The sequence below is a fragment of the Paenibacillus sp. AK121 genome (genome assembly GCF_019042715.1).
Classification (GTDB): Bacteria; Bacillota; Bacilli; order Paenibacillales; family Paenibacillaceae; genus Paenibacillus; species Paenibacillus polymyxa_C.
In genome coordinates this window covers 67,209-90,721 of sequence record NZ_JAHPJM010000007.1, presented here as the reverse complement: position 1 = coordinate 90,721, position 23,513 = coordinate 67,209, and the positions used below count along the sequence as shown (strand labels likewise).

Below are 23,513 nucleotides of genomic sequence, written 5' to 3'. Positions count from 1 at the left end.
AGTAAGATGTTTTTTTATGTTTCATATATATATAACAAGTCGCCAAACTGCACGGCTTATCCAAAGCGACCCATGATGTATTCTTGAGTCAACTCGTTTTCAGGATTGGTGAAAATATCATTTGTTTTCCCATGTTCAACCAAACTTCCGACATAAAAATAAGCCGTATAATCGGAAATCCGTGCAGCCTGCTGCATATTGTGCGTCACAATAACGATGCGCAGTTCTTTTTTCAATTCGGTAATAAGCTCTTCGACCTTGCCTGTAGACACAGGGTCCAGCGCGGAAGCTGGCTCGTCAAGCAACAGAATTTTCGGTTGGACAGAAAGTGCACGTGCAATACAAAGCCGCTGCTGTTGCCCGCCAGACAGAGCAAGAGCGGAATCGTGAAGACGATCCTTGACCTCATCCCATAATGCCGCCTTACGCAGGCTGCTTTCGACGATTTCATCAAGCTGCTTCTTTTTACGCACTCCCCGGTATTTAGGACCGAAGGCAATGTTATTATAAATCGATTTGTAAAAAGGGTTAGGCCGCTGCCACACCATGCCAATTTGCTGACGCAGCTTGATCACGTCCGTCTCTGGCGCCGTCAAATCCTGTCCGTCCATCCAAATATGTCCCGTTGTCGATGAAGACGCAATCTCATCATTCATTCGGTTAAGGGAACGCAAAAAAGTCGATTTACCACAGCCGGAAGGCCCAATCAGGGCGGTCACGGTCTGCTCTGGAAAGGCTAAGTTTACTTTTTTCACGGCCTCAAAACTTCCGTAATAAATACTCAAATCCTCAGTACTGAACGGATGCGGCGCTTGCCCCGCAAGTTGTTCTGAACGCGTAGACTGAACGGATGTTGCTGGTGTGGCGGTTTTTGCCGTTCGTGTAATCACATGTTCCATTGTTCTCCATCCCCTTTCTAATCCATTCGTTTGGCAGCTGTCAACCGACGGTAAACGACTCTTCCGAACCATCTTGCACTCAAGTTGAAGACCAGTACCAGCAGCACCAATACCGCAGAAGCGCCTGCGGCGATATCTTTGGAGTCAGGAGCAATACCTTCACTGTTGACCTTCCAAATATGAACAGCCAATGTTTCAGCAGGTCGCATCGGATTAATAGGCGATCTGGCATGCAATGGATTCCAATCGGTAAAATCAAGCGGCGGCGTACTCATCCCTGCTGTAAACAGCAATGCGGCGGCTTCCCCGAAAATGCGGCCTGCGGCCAAGATGGTACCCGTAATCAGGCTTGGCAGCGCAGCTGGCAACAAAATGGAGGTAATGATTTTCCACTTGGACAATCCAAGCGCAAGTCCGGCTTCCTTTTGCTCCTTCGGTACAGCGCGGAAAGCCTGCTCCGTTGTGCGAACCATCAGCGGCAGATTGAATACGGCCAAAGCCAGAGCCCCTGACAAGAGGGAAAAGCCAAAATCAAACGTATTTACGATGAGTAATAGTCCAAACAATCCAATGACGATCGACGGGAACGAGGACAATACTTCGACGACAAGTCGTATGAAGTCCGTAATTTTCCCCGGCTTTGCATATTGCGCCATGTAAATGCCGGCGCCCCAGCCAATTGGAATGGTAATAATCAAAGTTAAGATTAGCAAAAATACAGAATTAAATAGTTGCGGACCAATGCCGCCACCTGCACGTAACGTTTGCGGCGCACTGGTTAGAAAATCAAAAGAAATATGGCTAACTCCGCGGGCCAAAATGAAGCCCAGTAATCCCACCAAAAGTGCAACAATGAACAAGGCGAAGAAACAGATTACAAATGTAGCGATCTTGTCGGTCGTTTTAGCTTTCATCAAACCCGGTTTCTCCTTTCAAGCAGCCTAACCAGCAGCACGAAAATGAATGTCATGAGCAGAAGAACAAGCGCCATACTCCAGAGTGCATTGTTATGAACAGAGCCCATCGCTGTGTTGCCCATGCTAAGTGTAATGACGCTGGTCAAAGTCGAAGCGGATTCCAGCAAGGAATGCGGTATGTGCGGAGCATTCCCGATAACCATCTGTACAGCCAATGCTTCTCCGAAGGCACGAGCCATACCGAGAATAATTCCTGTTAAAAGAGCAGGCAGCAACGTAGGAATAATAACACGGGCAATCGTCTGCCAGCGGGTAGCACCCAACGCATAAGAGGATTCACGCAGCCCTCCCGGCAAAGAAGACAACGCATCCGCCATAATACTCGTAATTGTCGGTAAAATCATAACTGACAACACAAGGCAACCTGCTAGAATACCGATGCCTTGTCCCCCGAACACGTTTCGCAGCAGTGGGACGATTACGGTCAAGCCGACAAAGCCATAGACAACCGACGGAATGCCGGATAATAATTCAATGGCAGGCTGAAGGATGCGTTTACCCGATTTTGGCACGATTTCCGTCATAAACAAAGCTGCACACAAGCTAAGCGGACTGGCAATTAAGGCCGCTAATATGGTTACGGCAAAAGAACCCGTAATGAACGGAAGCGCGCCGAAGGACTTGGGCTCGCCATCCGGGCTCCATTTGGTTCCAAAGAAAAATTCCCGCAGACTGACTCCATTCACCGCAAATGTAGCTACACCTTTGGAGGCAACAAAATATACGATGGAGACAATGACTGCAACTAAAAAAACGACACAAACCGACGTATAGATGCGGCCGGTCCATTCTTCCCAGTAATGTCTTTCTTTCATAACTCGGGATCGTTTATTCTGTTCCATGTATGCCTTCCCTTCAATTGGTTCCATACTGTGACTCCTTTAACCGAAGAATAGAGGCCGGACGCTAGTCCGCCTCTTCTTCGTGAATATACTCGCGTTAGCTGCGTTCATCCGAACAGGAGATCGCTCTCCTTATTTCGTGATATTACCGTCAGCATCACGTTTCACTTGCATACCTGATACCGGAATGTATCCCAAGTCTACAACGTCTGTTTTTTGGATTTCATCAGACAGAATGTAGTCCAAGAATGCTTTTACATGTTCTTTTGGCTCACCCTTGGTGTACATATGCTCATATGCCCACACTGGATATTTACCTTGTTCTACATTTTCAACGTTAGCTTCCACACCGTCATACTTCAAAGCAGTAACTGTGTTGTCGATGTAGGACAGAGCCAGGTAACCAATCGCACCAGGTGTTTCAGCAATCAACTTTTTCACAGTACCAGAGGAATCTTCCTGAATGGAGCCTGGCAGATCTTCCGTTTTTTGTCCCAGTGCATATTTTTCAAAGGTTGCACGAGTACCGGAGCTGCTTGGACGGTTCACGATCACGATTTTTTGATCTGCACCACCAATCTCTTTCCAGTTCGTAATTTTACCTGTGAAGATTTGTACCAGTTGATCTTTCTTCAGGTCTGTTACGCCTACTTTGGGATTCGCTACCGCTGACATGGCTACAACTGCTACTTGGTGATCGACCAACTCTTCTGCGCCGCTCTCCAGTTTTTCCTTTGCAAACACGTCAGAGTTACCGATATCCGCTTGTCCACCGGAAACTTGAGTCAAGCCAGTACCGCTACCGCCACCCTGCACTTGAACTGCAATGCCTTTATATTTATCGACAGCCATAAATTTTTGTCCCGCTTGCTCTACCAATGGTTGAAGTGCAGTGGAGCCAACAGCCAGAATATTACCTGTCAGTTCAGCAGCTGCTTTATTGTCTGTTCCTGCAGCAGCGTCTCCTTGTGGTGCAGCATTGTTACCTGATCCGCAAGCTGCAAGTGCAAATACCATGGTGAGAGTCATCAGAATGAACGGCCATTTTTTCAACATTTTTTATTGTCCTCCCCTTAGTTAAGTGACGGTTTTTTATTTATGACCATCAACACTTTTACATTGTAGGCCTGGAATGTTAGACGAACGACTAGGTTTTGTAAAACAAATATAAAATATTGATAGATAAATTGTTTTTCGGTATATAATTAATCTATAGTGTAAATTCACGCATAAATATCAAGTAAGGAGAATTATTCGATTCCATGAATATTTTAAAATTGCGCATCTTGGTGCTGATCGACAAATTCCATAAAGCGACGGAGGTGGCCGAAACTTTGCAAATCAAACAGCCCACCGTCAGCTTTCATATGAAAAGTCTGGAAAAGGAAATGGGTGCGACTTTGTTCTCTCTTCAACAAGGCAGAATTATGTTAACCGAGGCTGGTAAAAAAATGTTGCCTTACGCAAAGCAGATTCTCTCTCTCGAGCAAGAAGCCAGACAAGCTGTAGATGAACTGACAGAACAATCACAGGGCCTCTTACATCTAGGCGCAGAGTCGATTTCAGGCATGTATCTTCTCCCGACTATCATGGCTGATTTTGCTCAACAATATCCAGAATGTCGTATTCAGTTAGAAATTCAATCTCCGGATGTAATCAAGCAACTACTGAAAGACGGAGAAGTTGATTTTGCTTTTCTCGACGATGGAGAATCTCTTCTGGAGAATACTGTGGCAGAACCAGTGGCTTCAGATCAGGTGGGAATTATCCGCTCTGCATCGGCAGAGACATCCAAGTCACTGGACATCAATGGGGCCGATACGCTGGATAAACACATATGGGTAAAATATAGCGGGGCATCCGTTGTAGATTCCTATTCCTCGCTAGTTAAATCCCATCTGGAAATCAACTCTTGGGAAGCAGTAAAGCAAGTGGTTAGTGGCGGAGAAGCGCTTGCCTTCTTTCCTGCCTGCGGAGTTCGTAGCGAGGATCATACTATCCCCTCGGTGGAATGGCTTCCTTATCCCGAAACTGACAGCACAAAGAGCCATTATCAAATAAACATCGTGTATCAACAAGATACACATAAGAACATGATGCAACAGGCATTCCTTGATTTTATACGACGAGAAGGAATAAGAACTAGCTAACAAAAAAAGAGCATTCAGGTCTTATTGACCTGAATGCTCTTTTGCTTACTGTAACGAGTAGATGCCGTCCCAGTATTACTTCGTGGAGACTACAATTACGCTTGTGCTGGAACGCAGCTAATTTTGATCAGGTTCGTGGAACCGGAATCACCAAGAGGTACGCCCGCTGTAATCACAACCAAATCGCCCTCTTTAACGAGGCCAGATTTGCGACCACCTTCCAGCGCATTGTCAAACAGACTATCTGTTGTGTCGACGATTGGTCTGCCTTGTACTGCATGTACGCCCCAAATCAGAGCCAAACGGCGAACTGTTCTTTCCTGTGTTGTCACAGCGATAATCGGAGCTTCTGGACGGTATTTAGAGATCATACGCGCCGTTGTTCCGCTTTGTGTGGACGTCAGGATTGCTTTGGCATGCAGGTCAAGAGCAGAAATAGAAACGGATTGGCTGATTGCTTCTGTAATACTAATTTCTTGCGCCGTTCTTTGTTTTTTGAACAAATCGCGGTAGTTCAGAGAAGACTCAGCTTTTTCGGCAATACGTGACATTGTCAATACAGATTCTACCGGATATTTCCCAGCAGCTGTTTCGCCGGACAGCATAATTGCATCTGTTCCGTCAAAAATAGCATTGGCTACATCACTTGCTTCCGCACGAGTCGGACGCGGGTTACGTTGCATGGAATCCAGCATTTGTGTTGCTGTAATAACAGGCTTGCCAGCTACATTACATTTGTTAATCATCAATTTTTGCGCCAGAGGCACTTCTTCAGCAGGAATTTCCACACCGAGGTCACCACGGGCAACCATCAGACCATCCGAAGCTTCCAAAATTTCATCCAGGTTGTCAACACCTTGCTGGTTTTCAATTTTGGAAATGATTTGAATGTGGCTTGCGTTGTGCTTCGCCAGCAATTCACGGATTTCCAGTACATCACTTGCTTTACGAACAAAAGAAGCTGCGATGAAATCAATGTCCTGTTCAATACCAAAAATGATATCATTAGCATCTTTCTCCGTAATACCAGGCAATGAGATAGCAACGCCTGGAACGTTAACGCCCTTCTTGCTTTTGATCGTTCCGCCATTGACAATGCGGCATTTGATTTCAGTGCCTGATACTTCAATAACGGTGAGTCCGATCAGACCATCGTCGATCAGAATGGTGGAGCCGGGCTCCACGTCCGAGGGAAGATCCTTGTACGTAATGGAGATACGATCTTGCGTACCGAGAATTTCTTCCGTTGTCAGCGTAATGAACTCGTCCTGAACAAGCTCAATAGGTTCAACTTCGAGCTTTCCTGTCCGGATTTCCGGCCCCTTCGTATCGAGCAAAATAGCAACATTTTTGTTAAGCTCCTTACAAGCTTGACGGATGTTTTTAATCCGGTTGCCATGCTCCTCGAAATCACCGTGAGAGAAATTCAGGCGGGCTACGTTCATACCAGCCATAATCAGTTTCTTCACATTTTCCAATGATTCACTGGAAGGACCGATGGTACATACAATCTTAGTTTTGCGCATTTGGGTTTTTCCTCCGTTTTCAAAGGTGCTACTCTTTATATCTTTTTCCAACAATTAAATCTACTACACTTTTTCCTATTTGTATAGGAAGTTCGTCATATTTATTGTTACCCGTTTCCAGCGTATTACAACATAGGTTCAGATTCCGAAGGTTTTAAGAAAGTATATTGACCTATTTTCCGGAATTTTTGATACCTGTCTTCTCTCAATTCATCGCAGCTCATATTCGTAAGGTCTGCCAAATGGCGTTCTAATAACTCCTTGATTGCAGCAGCAGTCACTTCATAGTTACGATGTGCGCCCCCTTTCGGCTCTGGCACAATATCCTCGATAATCTCCATGCGCAGGAGGTCATTAGCGGTAATCTTCATCGCTTCAGCTGCCTGATCTGCCTTAGAAGCATCTTTCCATAGAATCGAGGCTGCGCCATTTGGAGAAATGGCCGAATAAATAGCATGTTCCAGCATCAGCACACGGTTACCCACTGCAAACGCAAGCGCACCGCCGCTTCCACCCTCGCCGATGACCACACAAATAACAGGCACCGAAAGCTTTGCCATCTCCCGCAAATTGCGGGCAATCGCTTCCGATTGACCTCTCTCCTCTGCTGTATTACCCGGATAAGCGCCCTTCGTATCAATAAATGTAATAATAGGACGCTTAAATTTGTCAGCCTGCTGCATCAGCCGCAAGCCTTTACGGAATCCTTCCGGATGGGCACTACCAAAAAAGCGTGCAATGTTATCTTTCGTATCCTTACCACGTTGCTGGCCAATGACGGTCACCGGAATACCATTTAGCTTGGCAATCCCGCCCACAACCGCCAGATCGTCTCCGAACAAGCGGTCGCCATGCAATTCAATAAAGTCCGTAAACACCTGCTCGATTAAATCAAGGGACGTTGGCCTTTGATGATGGCGGGCCAGATGCATTTTTTGCGATGCTGTAATGTTAGAATATATTTCTTCTTCCATCTGGAGATAACGTTCTTCCAGGCGGTTAATTTCATCTGTAAAATCAATTTGCTTATCCTGTCCGAATTGCTTAAGTTCTTCGATCTTCTGTCGCATCTCGACCAGGGGCTTTTCATAAGGCAATTCGCCAGCCATTTATTCCTCCCCTTTCACACTGTGCAGATCAAGCAATTGCCCAAGAGTATCACGCAGTTCCTTGCGATGTACAACCATATCCAATTGTCCGTGCTGCAAATTAAATTCGGAAGTTTGGAAATCATCCGGCAGCTTCTGTCTGATCGTTTGCTCAATTACAATACGACCTGCAAAACCGAACACAGCACCTGGCTCTGCAATAATAATATCTCCAAGCATAGCAAAGCTGGCGGAGACTCCACCTGTAGTCGGATCAGTGATCACAGAAATATAAAGCAATCCCTGCTCGTCCAGACGAGCGAGAGCAGCGCTTGTTTTGGCCATCTGCATCAGACTCAGAATACTTTCCTGCATACGTGCCCCACCGGATGTGGAGAAGATGATAAGCGGCAAGCGCTTGTCTATCGCCTGCTCAATGGCGCGCGTAATTTTCTCTCCTACGACTGAGCCCATACTGCCTGTAAAAAAGTCAAAGCTCATCACCGCTACGACAACAGGAAGCCCATGAATAAGGCCGTCGCCCGTAACGACAGCCTCGCGCAGGCCAGCTTTCAGGGTCTGTTGCTCCAACTTACTTGCATATCCCGGAAAGTCCAGCGGATCAACCGAAATCATATCGGCATCATATTCCGTAAACGTGTCTTCGTCGAGCACCATGCGAATGCGATCCATCGCATTCAAACGCATATGGTATCCGCACACCGGACACACTTTCAAATTTTTCTCCAACTCTTTGCTGTATTGAATACTTCCGCACTTGCCACATTTGGTCATAAGACCTTCGGGAATTTCCCGTTTGGGACGATCCGGCATGTCCGCTTGATCGCCGCTCAGCGCCCGTTCCGAAGGGATGGTCGCGTATTTACGCTTCTTTTGGAATAAATCTTTAAACACAACTACACCTCTCCAGCCGTTTATTTGTCAGCCGTAACCGATACAAGGTCCTCTGCCGTCGATGCGGCACCTCTAAGCATTATGTTCATACACACGTCAACGCCAGTTAATACAACATTACCGCCGATCGTGCATCCTTTGTTCCATTCATGCTGCTGTATCACTTCCGCCGTTCCGGACTCAAGGGCGCAAAATCGAATTCAGCACTTCCTGTATTTCTTCGACTTCACCCGAAGGCACAAGTATCTCAAACTGTTGCTTGGATGCACTGATGGCCCGGGTCTGCACCATAAAACCTTCTTCAGACAGTTTGAGCTTAATCATGTCAGCCAGTCTGGCCGTCGGTGCAATATATATCACCGTCCACATGCCTTGTTTCTACCCCCTAAGCCTCAAGTTTTGAGCCCATATAATAGACTCATGATAACATACCTTACTTTTTTCCCGCAACAAAAGCCCTCCTGATCATTCAAGTTCCGTCGGAGGGCCTAGAAAATCATTAATTCTGTTTATTCAGGCCAATTAAACATCCAATGATGCAGGATAATGCTTGGCATGAAGGCTCCGATGGGCAATACGCGAAGAAGCGGCGGCAGCCAATCCGGCGACAAGATCATCTAAAAACACATGAATACCACTGCCTTTTTGGTTCAGCTTTTCGATAATTCCAATCTTTTCTTTATCCAGATAGCCAAAACTGGTCAAGCCGATCATGCCGTACACGCTCGTAATGCCAAGAGCCATTGTCTCGTCCACTCCATACAGCGGTTCGTCTGCCTCCATAATGGCTTGAAGCGGCTGGGGAAGAAGTTTTTTTTCGGCCAGCTCATCGAGCGCAATGCCTGTCAGCAGTGTATATTGTACCTCTCGCTTTTGCAAAACCGCTTTGACACTTTCTACACATTCTTCCATAGTCAAATGAGGATAATATTTTAGCTGAAGCTGAAAAACAATGTCCGCAATGGACTCGATCTGAATGCCTCTGCGATTTAACAAGGTTTCTGCATATTCATAGGACATAATTTCCCTCCCGCTTTCACCATGCAGTTCTATTCTTCCACCGTGCGGGACTTTATGGTGCAGGATACGTGTTGAACCTCCTGTTCCGCCAGTTTTCCAAGTGTATGCGAAAGGGAAGGAAAATGTTCATTAAACCGTTACAATAAAGACGAGTTGCTGCGTGCCTGTCATTTGACTTTCACGGTGCCTTCACCCAGCATCGATTCCATTCGATCAAAAAGCTGAGGAGAAGGCTTAATGCTGTAAGCATCACTCAACGCCAGCAGACGCTGGTTGCTCTCGTAAAAAAGTACGGTAGGTACAGCACCGGGATGCTCCTGTAGCAATGCCTTGAGGCTGACTAGCAAGCTGGCGTCCTCCTCGGCCTGGCGGGTGATTTTGACAAACACCCGCTGACGGGCGGGCGATTCCGAGCCGCGCGGGGAAGGCACCTGCTCACTGTGAGCCGCTTCGCTTCTGCGTTGTGAAGAAGCCGCCACGGGACGAGCCTCTTTCTGCTGGGGCGACGCTGATGGAGCTACTGCCGAAAGCGAGGTCGACACACGTGGCGCTCTCCCGCCTGTATTGCCAGCAGCTGGCACGGATGTTCCAGCTGCTGCGGACGAACGTGCTCCGGTACGCCGGCGCTGAAGAAGCCGTGACAGCGCGTCTTCCGCCAACGGAACTGCCTCATCCGCTAGGAGCTTGAAGTGTTCGTCCTGCTGCTGCATCTTGGCGCGAAGTGCAAGCAAGGCACCTTTTTCAATCCACTGCTGGCTTCGCTTCCAAACTTCAGGAAACAGCACAACCTCACAGCGCTCAATCTGATCCTCCAGCTCAATGAAGGCCATAGCCTTTCCCTGCTTGGTCGTAATCGTCTTGAGTGACACCACCATGCCTGCGGTCACAATAACCGTTTCATCTGGCACATCGCTCAGCTCCATCAGACGATCCGCTTGGCTGCTTTCCAGCAGCGACTCAAAATCATCTAGCGGATGCCCAGACAAATACAGTCCCAGCAGTTCGCGTTCCAGCTCTAATTGCTGGCTGGTACTAAATGGGGGTACATTGGGATATTCGATATCCCAATTAGGCATTTCCACAAACCCAAACATATCAATTTGCAAATCGTCACGTTCCTTGCGCCATTTGGCAGCTGCATCCACCGTTTCATCAAGCATGGCAAGCAACTGTGCCCGATGGCCTGTCAATGAATCAAATGCTCCTGCCTGAATGAGCGATTCAATCACTCTCTTATTACACACCCTCAAATCAACACGTCGACAAAAATCGAGCAGACTGTCGAAAGGACGTTCCTTACGAACAGCAAGAATGCTCTCCATTGCTTGTGTGCCGACATTTTTAATTGCAGCCAGTCCAAAGCGGATATCACCGTGCTGTAATGGGGTAAACAGCACCCCACTCTCATTCACATCAGGCGGCAACACCGCGATATCCATACGACGACATTCGACGACATATTCAGCCACTTTTCGATGACTTCCCATTACGGCCGTCAGCATGGAAGCCATGAATTGCACTGGATAATGTGCCTTAAGATAGGCCGTCTGGAATGCTAGCACACCATAAGCAGCTGCATGGGCACGCGGAAAGCCGTAGTCAGCAAAACGGACGATCATATCGTAAACCCTTCCAGCTTCCTCCTCCGTGTAGCCCTGTTTAATACTGCCTTCGACAAAATGGCCCTGCTCCAGATCCAGCACCTCGCGCTTTTTCTTGGACACCGCGCGGCGCAGCAGATCAGCCTCCCCCAAAGAAAAGCCAGCCATGCGCGAAGCAATCTGCATGATTTGTTCCTGGTACACAATAATACCGTACGTATCCTTTAAGATCGGTTCAAGATCAGGATGCGGATAAGAAATCTCAATCTGTCCGTGCTTAGCCTGTATAAAGTTAGGAATAAAGCCCATCGGACCCGGACGATACAAAGCCACGACAGAAATGATATCCTCAAAAACACTCGGTTTCAAATCCTTGAGCACCCGGCGTACACCAGCCGACTCCAGCTGGAACACGCCTCCTGTATCTCCTTTGCCCAGCAAGTCATAGGTATGCGGGTCATCATCGGGAACACGGCTAAAGTCAGGTGTTTCTCCATGCTGCTCCGCAATCCAGCGCATGCAACGTTCAATAATGGAGAGCGTACGCAGTCCGAGGAAATCCATTTTTAGCAAACCAATGCGCTCCAGATTTTCCATCGAGTACTGCGTTAAAGGAACCCCTTCACTCCCCTCTTGCAGCGGAACCGCATCGGTCAGTGGAGTCCGCGAGATGACAACACCTGCCGCATGTGTCGAAGCATGACGAGGCATTCCTTCTACTTTGATCGCCATATCCAGCAGTTCACGTGTCTTGGGCTTCGTTTCATACAGAGCCTTCAGCTCGGGGGTAATCTCCAGCGCATGTCGGATATTAATACCGAGCTGCGCCGGGATCAACTTGGCCGCCTTGTCCACCTCGCCATATGGCACGTTCAATACACGGCCGACGTCACGGACTGCGGCTCTTGCCGCTAATGTCCCAAAGGTAATAATTTGCGCTACATGCTCATTTCCGTACTTCTGTACTACATACTCGATAACCTCATCGCGGCGTTCATCGCTAAAATCAATATCTATATCCGGCATACTGATCCGTTCAGGGTTCAGGAACCGTTCAAAGAGCAGATTGTATTTTATCGGATCGACATTCGTGATATTAAGCACATAGGCAACCAAACTACCTGCGGAGGAACCCCGTCCCGGACCGGTTGCAATCTTATGCTTATGAGCAAAAGCGATAAAATCCCATACGATCAGGAAATAATCGCTGAAACCCATACTATCGATCGTATTTAATTCGTAGTTCAGCCGCTGGTCCAGTCTTTCCCGCTCCTCTGGCTGCTCCCACACAGGATCGCCTCCATAGCGACGCTCCAGCCCTTGCACGCACAGACTGCGCAAATAGGACGAAGACGTCATGTCCTCCGGCAGCGGGCGATATTCAGGCAAAATAGATTGGCCGAATTCCAGTTCCAGCTCGCACTTCTCAGCAATACGCACTGTATTGGCGATGGCTTCTGCTACATGTGGAAATAAACGAGCCATTTCCTCCTGACTTTTCAGATACAACTGACGTGTTGGTATCCGCAAGCGTTCCTCATCGTCAACTGTCTTCCCTGTCCCGATACAGATCAGGACGTCCTGGACATCAGCATCCGGCTCGGTTAAGTAATGCACGTCATTCGTCGCCACTAGCGGAATATCCAGTTCCTTTGCCAGTGCGATCAATTGAGGATTTACGCGTTTTTGCTCCGACAGACCATGATCCTGAAGCTCCAGATAAAAATCATCGCCAAAAATGCTACGGTATCGTTCCGCTGCACGTCGTGCTTCGGCTTCTCTGCCATGCAGCAAATGCTGCGGCACTTCACCGCCCAAGCAAGCGCTCAGGCATATGATGCCTTCATGATGGGCAGCCAAAGCATCCATATCGATGCGCGGCTTATAGTGAAAACCCTCCAAATGGCCAATGGAGCACAGCTTCATTAGATTTTGATAGCCTGTTTTATTTTTGGCGAGCAAAATTAAATGATATATAGGCTGATCCTTCCGGCTGCCACGCTCCTTGCGCGATCCTGCCGTCATATAAGCCTCACACCCGATAATCGGCTTAATGCCGTTCTCTACACATGCTCTATAAAAAGGAATGGCACCGTACATGACCCCATGATCTGTAAGAGCCAGCGCCTTCATTCCGTAAGCTGATGCCTGTTTGACCAATTCCGCGGTACGAGCCGCGCCGTCCAGCAGGCTGTACTCGCTGTGAACATGCAAATGCACAAATGAACTCATGCGCTTCTCTTCCCTTCACCGCTTGATTTTCTTCAAACTATTTTATCATATCCGCGTTAGTAGCGCCCATAGAATAAAAGTACAGACCCGGGCGGACAAGCGCGGTCCTGATTCATATACCCCAAGGAGGAAAAGGGCATGAGCACTTTTATATCCAAAGCGATTCTCGACTTCTTCATTGCCTTCGGCATCGTGCTCGGAGGAGCCATGCTCGGCGGAATGGGAGCTGTAGTATCGCTTCAGCCACCTACCCAGACGATGCTGGAGGTTGCAGGAAGGATTAAAATATGGGCGCTTGCCGCCGCTGTGGGGGGAACGATGGACCCGATCCGGGTCATTGAGAGCAATATGTTGGATGGTAATTTGTCACCTGCGATTAAGCAGATATTGTATTTGATTTTCGCCTTTCTAGGCGCTCATATGGGTGCAGAGCTGGTCAAGTGGGTATGCGGCAACGGACGGCCGTGAGGTGAAACGACTATGAGAGTTCCCCCCTTTGAGCGCCTGCGCCCTTTTATGCAATTATCCTCCGTTTTTGTACTCGGTATGATTACGGGAGGAATGATCTATAATGCCATCTGGCATGCGAGCTTCAATCAGCTATGGGTAAACAACCAGGACCTTCAATTCCAGCTCCAGCAAGCCGAAGAGGACAACAAAACATTACGTAAATACAGCAAGCGCCAAACCGTCATCAAAGAAATCAAGCTGATCGCGGAGGAAGCTTCGGCTGAAAAAATTGACTCTATTAATCTGAAAGAGCTTCTTCGCCGCGTCAGTCGTGATCTGGAGGTGCTGCGCGGCAGAGATATGTTTGAGATTGACTCTGACAGCAAGCTGGTACGTATGTTGCTGCACCAAAAAAAATACACCGTTCGTGACAAGGAGTATACAATCCAGGTCAAAACGATGCTTGTAATGGAAGGTGTGCTGCAAATTTGGCTGGAGGCCAAAGAAAGACTGCCTCAAAGCCACTAATCGATCTATTTCACCCCACCTTTTGCTCCAATCCAGAGGTAGATCAACCATGTTCAATAGATTGGAGCGTCATTACTGCTTTACACACCAAATGATTTTCCCGAGAAATCGCAATTTCTAGCTTACATGTGCGGCGACTCATCTCAAGCAGCAACGGACGAAGAACGACAGCATCCTCAATCTGTACCGGTCGAATAAAATAAGTCGTCAAATTATCCAGCACATAATCCTTGCCGCTCATATCTCTAGCTGCTCGGTAGCCCGCTTGTGTCATCACGTTGACCAGTACGCCTTCCGAGATCGTCCCTAAATTGGTGGCCATCTGTGGAATGATAAAACCGCGAAAAAATAAGGATCCGTCCTCATTACGCTCCTCAGCAAAACCGTTCCAAATCAGCTGGTCGAACGTCTCGCCCAGTTGTGGCTGCTTTTGGGCGTTACGCAGTGCTTCCAGCACCTCACGCCGTGTAACGGACCCAAGCAGCTTACGGTTGCGGTCCACGACCGGCAAGTAATCTACACCTTCCCATGCCATCATTTGAGCAGCAGAAGCCAGCGAGGTCTGGTAGGTGACCGTAATTGGGTTACGGATCATACATTTATCCATCGTATGCTCAGGTTGAAGTCCTTCCACATCTTTACGGCTGACGATACCAATTAAACGATTCCATTCATCCACTATGGCAAAATGATGATATCCTGTGGTCGCTGATAGCTGTTCAAATTCGGTAAGCGTGCTGTTGATTTTCAAGGTCAGCGTCTTCGGTTTGCTTGCCGCAATGTCTTCAATCAACATAATTTTCTTTTTGATCAGGCGGTCAAATATTGCTCTATTAATCATAGATGCCACCGTAAATGTATCATGGCGCGAGGAAATAATCGGCAGACTAATCTGGTCTGCAAGCTGCTTAACCTCCCGACTCGTACCGAACCCCCCTGTAATCAGCACACCTGCCCCTTGCTCTAATGCAAGCGAATGTGCATCCTCCCGGTTACCTACGATCAGCAAACTGCCTGCGTCAATATAACGAGCCATCGCTTCCTCACGCATCGCCCCGATCACATACTTGTGCAACGGCTTCTCTAGCCCCTCGCTTCCGCCCAGCACATGTCCTTCTACAATATTCACGACATCCGCAAAGGTCAGCTGCTCAGACAAGCCGCGTGGGCGCTTCTCCACTCGTACTGTTCCGATCCGTTCCTTGGTAATGACAATCCCCAAATTCTCTGCTTCTTTCACGGCCCGATAAGCCGTGCCTTCGCTAACGCTCATTTCTTTAGCCAACCTGCGTACAGAAATTTTGGAGCCTATTTTCAACTGCTCGATATGACGCAATAGCTGCTCATGCTTCGTAACTGTTTCATCTAGCCCGTCCAACCTGTTACACCCCCAACGTTCAATCTGTATCATTCTGTATCTATTATACCACAAAACCCCTTTGTTTTAGACCCTTGTTATTAGGATATCTTTCCTTTGGAAATAACAAAAAAGCGGTCCCTTGTTACAAGAGACCGCTTCGTACTAGGATTGTTTTGTAATTTAGGAGCAAGCTTAGGACAATCCGGAGGAAAGCTTACAGCATATTGCCTTTGTCAGCTTTATTATCCCATTTCATCTGCCACTGCTGCATTTTGGCCCGTCGCACACGCTCCAGCGTTTTGCGTTTTTCCTCATCTACACCCAGCAAAAAATGCAGGTTCGCTCCGATGACAAGCAACGCAAAAAGTACCCATACCATCCCAAAGCCGTTGACCCAGTTCAAACCACCTGCCAGCGAGATGCGTGGTAACGCGACCAATACCATAGCCAATGCGATCAGTGTGTACATACCGTGTTTCCATTTTTTAAAAGAACCCAATCGTATCCCTTCCTCTCCCTGTGACTCTATGTATCTAGTCTATGAGAGGACAGGAAGGAATATGAGACAAACTTACAGAGACGAACCGTACAAATGTTGAAGACTGTCTGCAATAATCTTATTTACGTCCTCAATAATCACTGCCAGGCGACGTTCAGCGTCGAACAGACGACGGATGTTAAGGTTCAAGCTGAGTACCTCGAACATTTTTTCCATCTTTTCCATCTCTTCCTGTGCTGGCATATCGCCGCTCATCATCCGCTGTTGCACTTCCATTTGGCGTTCACGGAAATCGTCGAGCATTTTCTTGGCTTCCGGATCAGTCTCAATCAGCTTCATTGCTGACGTAATTTCCTCTACCTCTTTGCTTTCCTTCAATGCTTTCGCTAAATCATGGGCTTTGTCATAGATATTCATGATTGTTCATTCCTCCATTACAAGTTTTGTGTCAACATTTCACATTGTCCGTCAATCACCAAGGTATATATGTCCTCATATGATGAATCAGTGCTATTACAGCCCATTCACGTTTCCCGTTACTTTCAAGACATCAAGTTGCTGCCCGGAAGGAGATCCACGATGTCCATCAAAAAAACAACGATTCAAATCATCGGATCGGGCATCTTGCAGGATGACGTACTCATGGTCGGCGAGTCCCTGCTTCGCAAATGGAAAATATCCGCAGGCCACCCCGTTCAGCTCGCCTTCGGTTCGTTCCGCCAAGAGGTTACCGTCATATCGGTACCCCGATACAGCGGTCTACGCGTGGGAAGCGTGCTGGCCCGAAAAATGGGGCTTCATGCCAGTCATGACAGTTGTAATCTGCGAGTAACCTACAGCCGAGGCCGCCGGACACTTCGAGTGGGCCCACTTATTAGCGTGCTGGTTAGTCGGGACTATCCCGAACAGCCCGACAAGCCTTTCGGGTCGATCACCCTGTTCTGCCGTGAACTAGTCGGGGAATGCCGCAGACAAGGAGCATATGTGTATTTCTTCACCCCGGAGCATATCGGAAGTCAGCCCGGGCGAGTTCAGGGATGGGTGTATGACGGAGGCTGGAAAAAGACGGTCATGCCTGCCGGCGATGTCGTCAATAACCGGCTTACCTCCCGTAAACTCGAGAACAGAACTAGCGTACAGCATTTCATGAAAGAAGTAAAATCACAGTACGGCACGGCCTTTTTTAATGAAAAGTTTTTGGATAAGAACGAAGTGTTTGATGCACTCAAATCGAATTCTTCCCTGCGCAAGTATTTACCCGAGTCCCACTTGCTGCAAACCTTTGCCGTTTTCAAAAAAATGTGCAACCAGTATCCCTCTGTTTTTCTCAAACCCGTGCGCGGAAGCCTTGGTAAAGGCATTATGCGCATTAACAAGCAAACCGATGGTACCTTTTCGGTGCTATCCACGACAGCGGGCACACCCCGAAAGCAATCGTACGCTAACGTCGATAAACTGTACAAAAGCTTAGCGGGAAAAATGAAATCAACACGTTTTCAGCTGCAACAGGGTCTTACCTTGATTGATCACGATAAGCGTCCGGTCGATTTTCGCGCGCTTGTACAAAAAAATGCGTCTGGAACCTGGACCGTAACATCCATTGTCGCTCGGATCGCAGGAGGCAGCCACTTTGTATCCAATCTGGCAAGAGGCGGTACGCTCAGTACAGTCAAGGAAGCACTGGCCAAAACCACGCTGCCCGCAACTGTTAAATCGAATGGTCTTACCTCTCTTAAAACAGCAGCACTGGATATCGCAAGCGGAGTAGAAAAGGCAATTCCCGCCCATTTCGCGGAATTTGGTATTGATTTGGCGATTGACAGCACGGGGCGTATCTGGTTGCTGGAGGTCAATTCCAAACCATCAAAAAATGACAATACACCGTTGAACGATCAGAAAACCCGCCCGTCCGTAAAAAAAATGATTGAATACTGCTGTTATTCAGCCGGATTCAAATGAATCTATCTCTTCCAGAGTCCGGCTGCCAAAGGAGCTGTTGTCGGTGTCTCTTGTTATGCCAGGCATGCTGGGCGTGCTTGTTAGCCGAAAGCAGGGCGCTACTCCCCCTATTACCGAAGCCGATTTCTGCCGTAGGCTAAGTTTGTTGGGCAGGCGCTCTGGTATTAGCGTAATGGCGTTTACCGCCGAAGGAGTTTCACCTGAAGATCATTCCATACGGGGTTATGTTTATCGTGCTGGAGTATGGACATTCGGCCGCTTTCCCCTGCCGGATATTGTTTATAACCGCTGTCTCCATGTCCATGAGAGCCAGAATGTCAAGCGCACACTGGGAGACATAGCGGAGCAAAAATCGCGCAAGCTCATCTACTGGTCGCGTAACTTGCCTGGCAAATGGCAGGTATATCGCGCTCTGCATACGGTAGATAAAGTGCGGCCCTTTGTACCGCCTACGGCCCCATACCGGGATACGCTCCAGCTTGTGGAGTGGCTGCAACGCCATTCGGAGCTATTTATGAAACCACAGTCCGGAACACATGGCAAGGGCACGCTGTATCTCCGGCTGGCGGAAGGAGGTCAGGGGCTGTACGTACAAGGCAGGAACTCCCAAAACCGCCCGTTCCGTCGTTTGTTTTCTGAATTGGATGCAGGATTGTCATGGATCGACGGTATTGCACACAAACGCGCCTATATCGTGCAGCCTTATTTGAAATTAACAAGCCAAAGCAATCATCCCTTTGATGTTCGCGCGCTCATGCAAAAGGACGGCAACGGCTGTTGGCGCCTGACGGGCTTTGCCGTGAGAGAAGGCAGAAAAGGAACTCTGACTTCCAATCTGCACGGTGGGGGCGAAGCCCATCCGGCAGAGCCTTACCTTCGTGAACAATTTGGCGTGGACAGCACACGTCTCATCATCGGGCAGATGATGGAGCTGTCCTTGACCATTGCCGGGGCGTTGGAGGAACGCTATGGTCGCCTTGGCGAGTTGGGAATTGATTATGGTATTGACCGGAGCGGGAATATCTGGCTGTTGGAGGTTAATTCCCGCCCTGGTCGAGCTTCCTTTTTTCAGACTCGTCAGCCAGAGTGCGCTTTTCGGTCGGTCAACCGCCCGCTCGAATATGCTCGATATTTAATGACCCATTCCAAAGCGACAGGGCCAAAGGGCGCGGGCGCCTCCCTTGAACATACGGTATAGGAGGATAAACAGATGAGTTTAACGCATTGCAATGTGCATTTCTCACAGCAGCCCGACAAGGTGGCGTATATATCCACTTCCTTGTTGAAAAGCCTTAAGTTATCTGGAGCCAAGTCTATTCGTTTGCGACTTGGCAAGGATCAGATTCCCGCAACAGTAAAACCCATTCAGAAGGCGGGACGTCATCTATACTTGACCTCCGGCTTACGCAATGCAATCCGTGTTCCCAAAAGCGGGTCTATCTATTTGCGGAATCTGGACGGAGATGTTCAGCTTGGACCGTTGATTGGAGTATTGTCTGATGCTACTAACTCCACCACCCGCCCTTTCGGATCACGCACAGGCTTTATTAAGCAACTGTTGAAGGAAGGCAGCAAAAAGTCTTATATTTTTGCCTTCACCCCACGGGATATCAACTGGCAAAATGATACGATTAACGGCTATTTTCTGTCATCCAGCGGGGAGTTTACCCGTAAACTCGTACCTCTGCCGGACGTAATTTATAATCGTTTGCCGAGCCGCCGCTCTGATTTTTCCCCAGCAATCAATCAACTACGCGAACGCTTTTCCCGCAAACGAATTCCTTTCTTTAACTGGAGCTTTTTCAATAAATCCGATATCTATCATTTGCTAGAAAATAATCCAGAGGTTAACCGTTATGTCCCTGAATCCTATATGAATCCTAGCTCTGAACGTATTCGAGGTATGCTGGAGCGGCATCAATTTGCTTATTACAAGCCAAGTAGCGGCAGTCTCGGCAAAGGAATCTATCGTCTGTCCTATGTCCCCAAGCAAGGATACTATGTAAGGTACCGAAAAAAAAATAGCAATGTATTGCTGCGGTTCGCCTCTTTTAATTCCATGCTGAGGATGCTTCACTCCAATAAGGGGCAGACGCTAAAAGGCTACGTCATTCAGCAGGGCATTCAGCTGATCGAGATTGATAATTGCCCGATTGATTTTCGGTTTCATATGCACAAAGACGGTAATAACCAATGGGTCGTCGTTGGCATTGGAGCCAAAAAAGCCGGACGTGGCAGTGTCACGACCCATATCAAAAACGGCGGTTCCCTGATGACACCCGAGCAAGCGCTCGGTCGTGTATTCGGAGACCGGGCGGGTGAAGTGCTGCAACGTGCCAAGAATGTAGCAGTTACGCTAGCAGAAGCCATTGAATATCACCACCAGCATCTACTGGGTGAAATCGGATTCGATCTGGGCATTGATCAGGATGAAAAGGTATGGATGTTTGAAGCCAATTCTAAGCCAGGTCGATCCATTTTTCAGCATCCATCGTTGCGTGCGGAGGGTAAAGCATCCGTGGAGCATATTTTGGACCACTGTCTTTACCTCAGTAAATTCCGCAGAAAAGAGGAACTATGAATACCCGGGCGGAGCAAAAACCAGTTGTTGCTGTATTGACAGTGCACGACGATGAACAATTTTTCAAGGGAAATCAGCGAAACTTCAGGGATATTCTTGAAACGGGAACGCGCATGGGTTATCAGGTATACATTGTTACTGTCAGGGACTTGAAACTGTCGGATGAAACAGTGAAGGGCTACATCTACAACAAAAACTCACAGATATGGGAGGAACAAAATTTCCCATCTCCACAGGTCATTTATAATCGTATCCCCAACCGTAATTATGAACTTAAAACATCTGTGCGCACAAAGCTGGATGAAATTGCACATGCCTCAGGCGTTGAGCTGTACAATCCAGGCTTTTTTAACAAATGGGAACTGTTCAAATGGCTCCGCACCTCGGAATCCACTCGTCAACTTGTTCCGATTACCAAACGGTTAAGCAACCTGTCATCCTTAGGAAAAATGCTGTCTGCATATCCATACCTGTATCTCAAACCGGAAAACGGTAAAGCCGGAAAGGGAATTATGATCCTCAGATTCAACCCAGAGCATCTGATGGCATACAGGTTGACCATTCAACATGACAAAAAAAGTATCACCTATCGATCTGTATCCTTGTCTCGGTTATGGGGACGTATTCGCCGAGAAGCAGGCAACTCCCCTTATATCATTCAGCAGGGTATCGATCTGGCAACCTATCAGAAAAAGCCCTTCGATTTGCGCATTCTAGTGCAAAAAAATGCCCGTGGCGCATGGAGCATTACCGGAGTAGGTGCCAGACTAGCGGGTAAGGGAAGTATTACAACACATGTTCCGCGCGGGGGAAGTGTGGAGGACCCGTTTATGCTGCTGTCCTCACTCTTTGGACCTGAGGATAGCACAGATTTGCTGAATAAGGTTAAAAGTACGGCCATTCAGATTGCACGTCAAATTGAACGCGCATCCGGTCTTTCTCATGGTGAAATGTCCATGGATCTGGGCGTAGACACACTCGGGACCCTCTGGTTTTTTGAAGCCAATGCCAAACCGATGAAATTCGACGAGCCGGACATCCGTCAAAAATCACTTAGACGTATATTTCAGTACAGCTCCTTTTTGGCCGAACGAATGAAATAATCTCAAGGAAGTGGAATTATGCCGCAAATTAGCGATGTTCAACATTTGCCTGCCCGGAGTTGGGTACTGAGACGACGACAGTTGCTGTTTCTGGCTCGTAGCTCGGGCGGCATGCGCATTACTCGCAATGCTCTGCGGCAGTTGGCTGTTTTAACGCCGGAGCAATTGAACACCCCTGGCTCCTCCCTCCTGTGCGCATATGTGCGCACAGAGAAGGGGCTGCGGATTGCGGGATTTTCCCTCGCTCTGAATTATGGGAAGGATGCTTGCATCGTAATTGTTCGTCCGCTTTACCGGGGCCGCAGACTGGGCGCTAGACTGCTGTCCGCCCAGCTTCAACAGCTGCGCCGTCTGACGTGCAGCGTAGCCACCGACAATATGGCCAGTCTCAAAACCTGTTTTCGTGCTGGACTTATTGCACATGAAATGACAACTGGACCGACGGGGAAGCCCACGCTAATATTTTGTGGGAAGTTATCCGAAGATGAGCAGACGGCAGAGGAAGGTGGAATGCTGTGCCAAAACCTGTCCTAGGCATCATGACTTTGTATTTGAACAGTAAGAAGCAACTGGAGGAACGTGACATATATGAACGCATGATTGCAGAAGGAAAAAGGCTGGGGCTGGATATGTATGTATTCACTCCTGCGGATGTCCATAAGGATCGCAGACTGCTCCTTGCCCAAATCTATGATCCACACAGCGATAAATGGACACGAAAATGGCGAGAATTTCCGGATATGATTTTCGACCGCTGCCGAGTCCAGCGCAGTGAGCGGTATCGTCAATTAAAGAAATTCCGATTGCAGTATACAGACCTTGTTTATTTAAACCGACCGCTGAGCAATAAATGGGCCATTCATCAGCAGCTTGCGAGAAAGGCTGCCTTTCGCCCCCATCTGCCTGCAACAGAGCCGTTCGATGGATTTCATAGTGTAAAGCGAATGCTCAAACAGAATTCACTAGTATACCTCAAGCCAATTAACGGCACGGGAGGCCGCGGGATTTTACGCATTGAGCCTGTTAACAAGCAGAGCGGCCTGTATCTGATTGAGGGACGCAATCGCAAACGCCATATTATTCCTCAGCAGCGGGTACGTCTGGATCGTCTGGAGCCGCGTCTGAGCAGCTGGAACATGGATAACTACATTGTTCAGGAAGGCATTCCTGTGCAGTTGCCGAATGGCAGGGTCCATGATTACCGTATGCTGGTACAGAAAAATAGCCAGGGAGTATGGGAGCTAACGGGATGTGCCGGACGCATCGGGGCACATCGGAGTGTCACTTCCAACCTACATGGCGGAGGCAAGGCAGTGCCGATGAAGCAATTGCTGACGCAATGGATTCGTGATGAAGACCAGAGAGAGAAAATCATCAAGCAAGGGGAAAAGCTCGGACTGGACATTGCTGCGTATCTGGAAGAAAGCTATGGGGCATTATGTGAGCTTGCGCTCGATTTGGCAATCAATAAGGACGGTCATATCTACGTGCTCGAGGTCAACCCGAAGCCGGCTCGCGAGGTATTTTCACGCATTGGCGAAAAAGAAACCTATCGTCGTGCCATCACCAAGCCCATGGAATACGCCCTGTGGGTCTACCATACTCAGATTAATCCGAAGCCACAGACGGAACAAAAAACAGAAGAACAAACAGAAGATAAGACAGAGAGTAAAGCAAAGGAAGGCTCCGCCTAAGTGGCTGCCTTCCTTTGTTTTGTTATCTGCCCAACATCGTTTACATGTATTATTTATATGATACGCCACAGCTAGTTATAACTCTTATC

The 23,513-nt window shown here is 48.1% G+C and carries 22 protein-coding genes; 9 read left to right on the top strand and 13 right to left on the bottom strand.

Features of this window, described 5'->3' with window-relative positions; all coding sequences use genetic code 11:
• Nucleotides 1-56: 56 nt before the first annotated feature.
• The 4 genes from pstB to KSP24_RS14510 all read right to left on the bottom strand — a co-directional run bounded on the left by pstB (nucleotide 57) and on the right by KSP24_RS14510 (nucleotide 3,774).
• Entirely contained in the window at nucleotides 57-899 is an 843-nt protein-coding gene (gene pstB, locus KSP24_RS14525; RefSeq protein ID WP_016819624.1) for a phosphate ABC transporter ATP-binding protein PstB, read from the bottom strand.
• Between the two features lie 17 nt (nucleotides 900-916).
• Nucleotides 917-1,813, bottom strand: coding sequence for a phosphate ABC transporter permease PstA (gene pstA / locus KSP24_RS14520; protein ID WP_013309592.1), 897 nt, complete (start codon nucleotides 1,811-1,813; stop codon nucleotides 917-919).
• The gene (gene pstC / locus KSP24_RS14515) at nucleotides 1,813-2,745 is read right to left on the bottom strand and encodes a phosphate ABC transporter permease subunit PstC (RefSeq protein ID WP_013370343.1); all 933 of its coding nucleotides are present in this window, start codon (nucleotides 2,743-2,745) and stop codon (nucleotides 1,813-1,815) included. The genes pstA and pstC overlap by 1 nt, the downstream gene beginning before the upstream one ends.
• Before the next feature lie 105 nt (nucleotides 2,746-2,850).
• A complete protein-coding gene (locus KSP24_RS14510) occupies nucleotides 2,851-3,774 on the bottom strand; it encodes a phosphate ABC transporter substrate-binding protein (protein WP_165084095.1) in 924 nt (307 codons plus the stop codon).
• Nucleotides 3,775-3,980: 206 nt separating this feature from the next.
• On the opposite strand from KSP24_RS14510, the gene KSP24_RS14505 reads away from it, so the two are divergent.
• Nucleotides 3,981-4,868, top strand: coding sequence for a LysR family transcriptional regulator (locus KSP24_RS14505; protein ID WP_167438182.1), 888 nt, complete (start codon nucleotides 3,981-3,983; stop codon nucleotides 4,866-4,868).
• Between the two features lie 95 nt (nucleotides 4,869-4,963).
• Here the strand turns inward: KSP24_RS14505 and pyk are convergent, their stop codons facing one another.
• The 6 genes from pyk to KSP24_RS14475 form a co-directional block, all read right to left on the bottom strand.
• Nucleotides 4,964-6,394 carry a pyruvate kinase gene (pyk, locus tag KSP24_RS14500; protein WP_013370340.1) on the bottom strand — a complete coding sequence of 477 codons (1,431 nt, stop codon included), beginning with the start codon at nucleotides 6,392-6,394 and terminating at the stop codon, nucleotides 4,964-4,966.
• A gap of 125 nt (nucleotides 6,395-6,519) precedes the next feature.
• Nucleotides 6,520-7,503, bottom strand: coding sequence for an acetyl-CoA carboxylase carboxyltransferase subunit alpha (locus tag KSP24_RS14495; protein ID WP_013370339.1), 984 nt, complete (start codon nucleotides 7,501-7,503; stop codon nucleotides 6,520-6,522).
• Nucleotides 7,504-8,397 carry an acetyl-CoA carboxylase, carboxyltransferase subunit beta gene (gene accD / locus KSP24_RS14490; protein WP_013370338.1) on the bottom strand — a complete coding sequence of 298 codons (894 nt, stop codon included), beginning with the start codon at nucleotides 8,395-8,397 and terminating at the stop codon, nucleotides 7,504-7,506.
• Nucleotides 8,398-8,577: 180 nt separating this feature from the next.
• Complete coding sequence (locus tag KSP24_RS14485; protein WP_007429680.1) at nucleotides 8,578-8,766, bottom strand: hypothetical protein; 189 nt, start codon at nucleotides 8,764-8,766, stop codon at nucleotides 8,578-8,580.
• Nucleotides 8,767-8,919: 153 nt separating this feature from the next.
• On the bottom strand, nucleotides 8,920-9,417 hold the full coding sequence (locus tag KSP24_RS14480) for a phosphatidylglycerophosphatase A family protein (RefSeq protein WP_013370337.1): 498 nt from the start codon (nucleotides 9,415-9,417) through the stop codon (nucleotides 8,920-8,922).
• A gap of 167 nt (nucleotides 9,418-9,584) precedes the next feature.
• Nucleotides 9,585-13,250, bottom strand: coding sequence for a DNA polymerase III subunit alpha (locus KSP24_RS14475; RefSeq protein WP_216975534.1), 3,666 nt, complete (start codon nucleotides 13,248-13,250; stop codon nucleotides 9,585-9,587).
• Between the two features lie 138 nt (nucleotides 13,251-13,388).
• Between KSP24_RS14475 and KSP24_RS14470 the strand changes: the two genes are divergently transcribed.
• Together KSP24_RS14470 and KSP24_RS14465 are read left to right on the top strand one after the other, a co-directional pair.
• Nucleotides 13,389-13,718, top strand: coding sequence for a YtrH family sporulation protein (locus tag KSP24_RS14470; protein WP_013309582.1), 330 nt, complete (start codon nucleotides 13,389-13,391; stop codon nucleotides 13,716-13,718).
• A 12-nt stretch (nucleotides 13,719-13,730) separates the two neighbouring features.
• Nucleotides 13,731-14,228, top strand: a complete 498-nt coding sequence (locus KSP24_RS14465; protein ID WP_013370335.1) for a sporulation membrane protein YtrI — start codon at nucleotides 13,731-13,733, stop codon at nucleotides 14,226-14,228.
• A gap of 43 nt (nucleotides 14,229-14,271) precedes the next feature.
• Here KSP24_RS14465 and KSP24_RS14460 read toward each other — a convergent pair whose 3' ends face one another.
• The 3 genes from KSP24_RS14460 to KSP24_RS14450 all read right to left on the bottom strand — a co-directional run bounded on the left by KSP24_RS14460 (nucleotide 14,272) and on the right by KSP24_RS14450 (nucleotide 16,504).
• Entirely contained in the window at nucleotides 14,272-15,606 is a 1,335-nt protein-coding gene (locus KSP24_RS14460) for a DRTGG domain-containing protein (RefSeq protein ID WP_058711216.1), read from the bottom strand.
• Nucleotides 15,607-15,802: 196 nt separating this feature from the next.
• Nucleotides 15,803-16,087: a hypothetical protein gene (locus tag KSP24_RS14455; RefSeq protein WP_013370333.1), complete on the bottom strand. Its 285-nt coding sequence runs from the start codon at nucleotides 16,085-16,087 to the stop codon at nucleotides 15,803-15,805.
• A gap of 72 nt (nucleotides 16,088-16,159) precedes the next feature.
• Nucleotides 16,160-16,504, bottom strand: a complete 345-nt coding sequence (locus tag KSP24_RS14450; protein ID WP_013370332.1) for a YlbF/YmcA family competence regulator — start codon at nucleotides 16,502-16,504, stop codon at nucleotides 16,160-16,162.
• Nucleotides 16,505-16,666: 162 nt separating this feature from the next.
• Here KSP24_RS14450 and KSP24_RS14445 point away from each other — a divergent pair, with 162 nt between their 5' ends.
• From KSP24_RS14445 to KSP24_RS14420, 6 genes are read left to right on the top strand one after another with little or no spacing between them, the layout of a single operon-like run.
• Nucleotides 16,667-18,046, top strand: coding sequence for a YheC/YheD family endospore coat-associated protein (locus tag KSP24_RS14445; RefSeq protein ID WP_014599605.1), 1,380 nt, complete (start codon nucleotides 16,667-16,669; stop codon nucleotides 18,044-18,046).
• Between the two features lie 43 nt (nucleotides 18,047-18,089).
• Nucleotides 18,090-19,244, top strand: coding sequence for a YheC/YheD family endospore coat-associated protein (locus KSP24_RS14440; protein ID WP_216975532.1), 1,155 nt, complete (start codon nucleotides 18,090-18,092; stop codon nucleotides 19,242-19,244).
• 12 nt (nucleotides 19,245-19,256) lie between these two features.
• Nucleotides 19,257-20,627 (top strand): YheC/YheD family endospore coat-associated protein, encoded by a 1,371-nt coding sequence (locus KSP24_RS14435; RefSeq protein WP_216975530.1) that lies wholly within the window; start codon nucleotides 19,257-19,259, stop codon nucleotides 20,625-20,627.
• Nucleotides 20,624-21,730: a YheC/YheD family endospore coat-associated protein gene (locus KSP24_RS14430; protein ID WP_025676033.1), complete on the top strand. Its 1,107-nt coding sequence runs from the start codon at nucleotides 20,624-20,626 to the stop codon at nucleotides 21,728-21,730. The genes KSP24_RS14435 and KSP24_RS14430 overlap by 4 nt, the downstream gene beginning before the upstream one ends.
• 18 nt (nucleotides 21,731-21,748) lie before the next feature.
• On the top strand, nucleotides 21,749-22,264 hold the full coding sequence (locus KSP24_RS14425) for a GNAT family protein (RefSeq protein WP_013370326.1): 516 nt from the start codon (nucleotides 21,749-21,751) through the stop codon (nucleotides 22,262-22,264).
• On the top strand, nucleotides 22,246-23,424 hold the full coding sequence (locus tag KSP24_RS14420; protein WP_013370325.1) for a YheC/YheD family endospore coat-associated protein: 1,179 nt from the start codon (nucleotides 22,246-22,248) through the stop codon (nucleotides 23,422-23,424). The genes KSP24_RS14425 and KSP24_RS14420 overlap by 19 nt, the downstream gene beginning before the upstream one ends.
• Nucleotides 23,425-23,513: the final 89 nt, after the last annotated feature.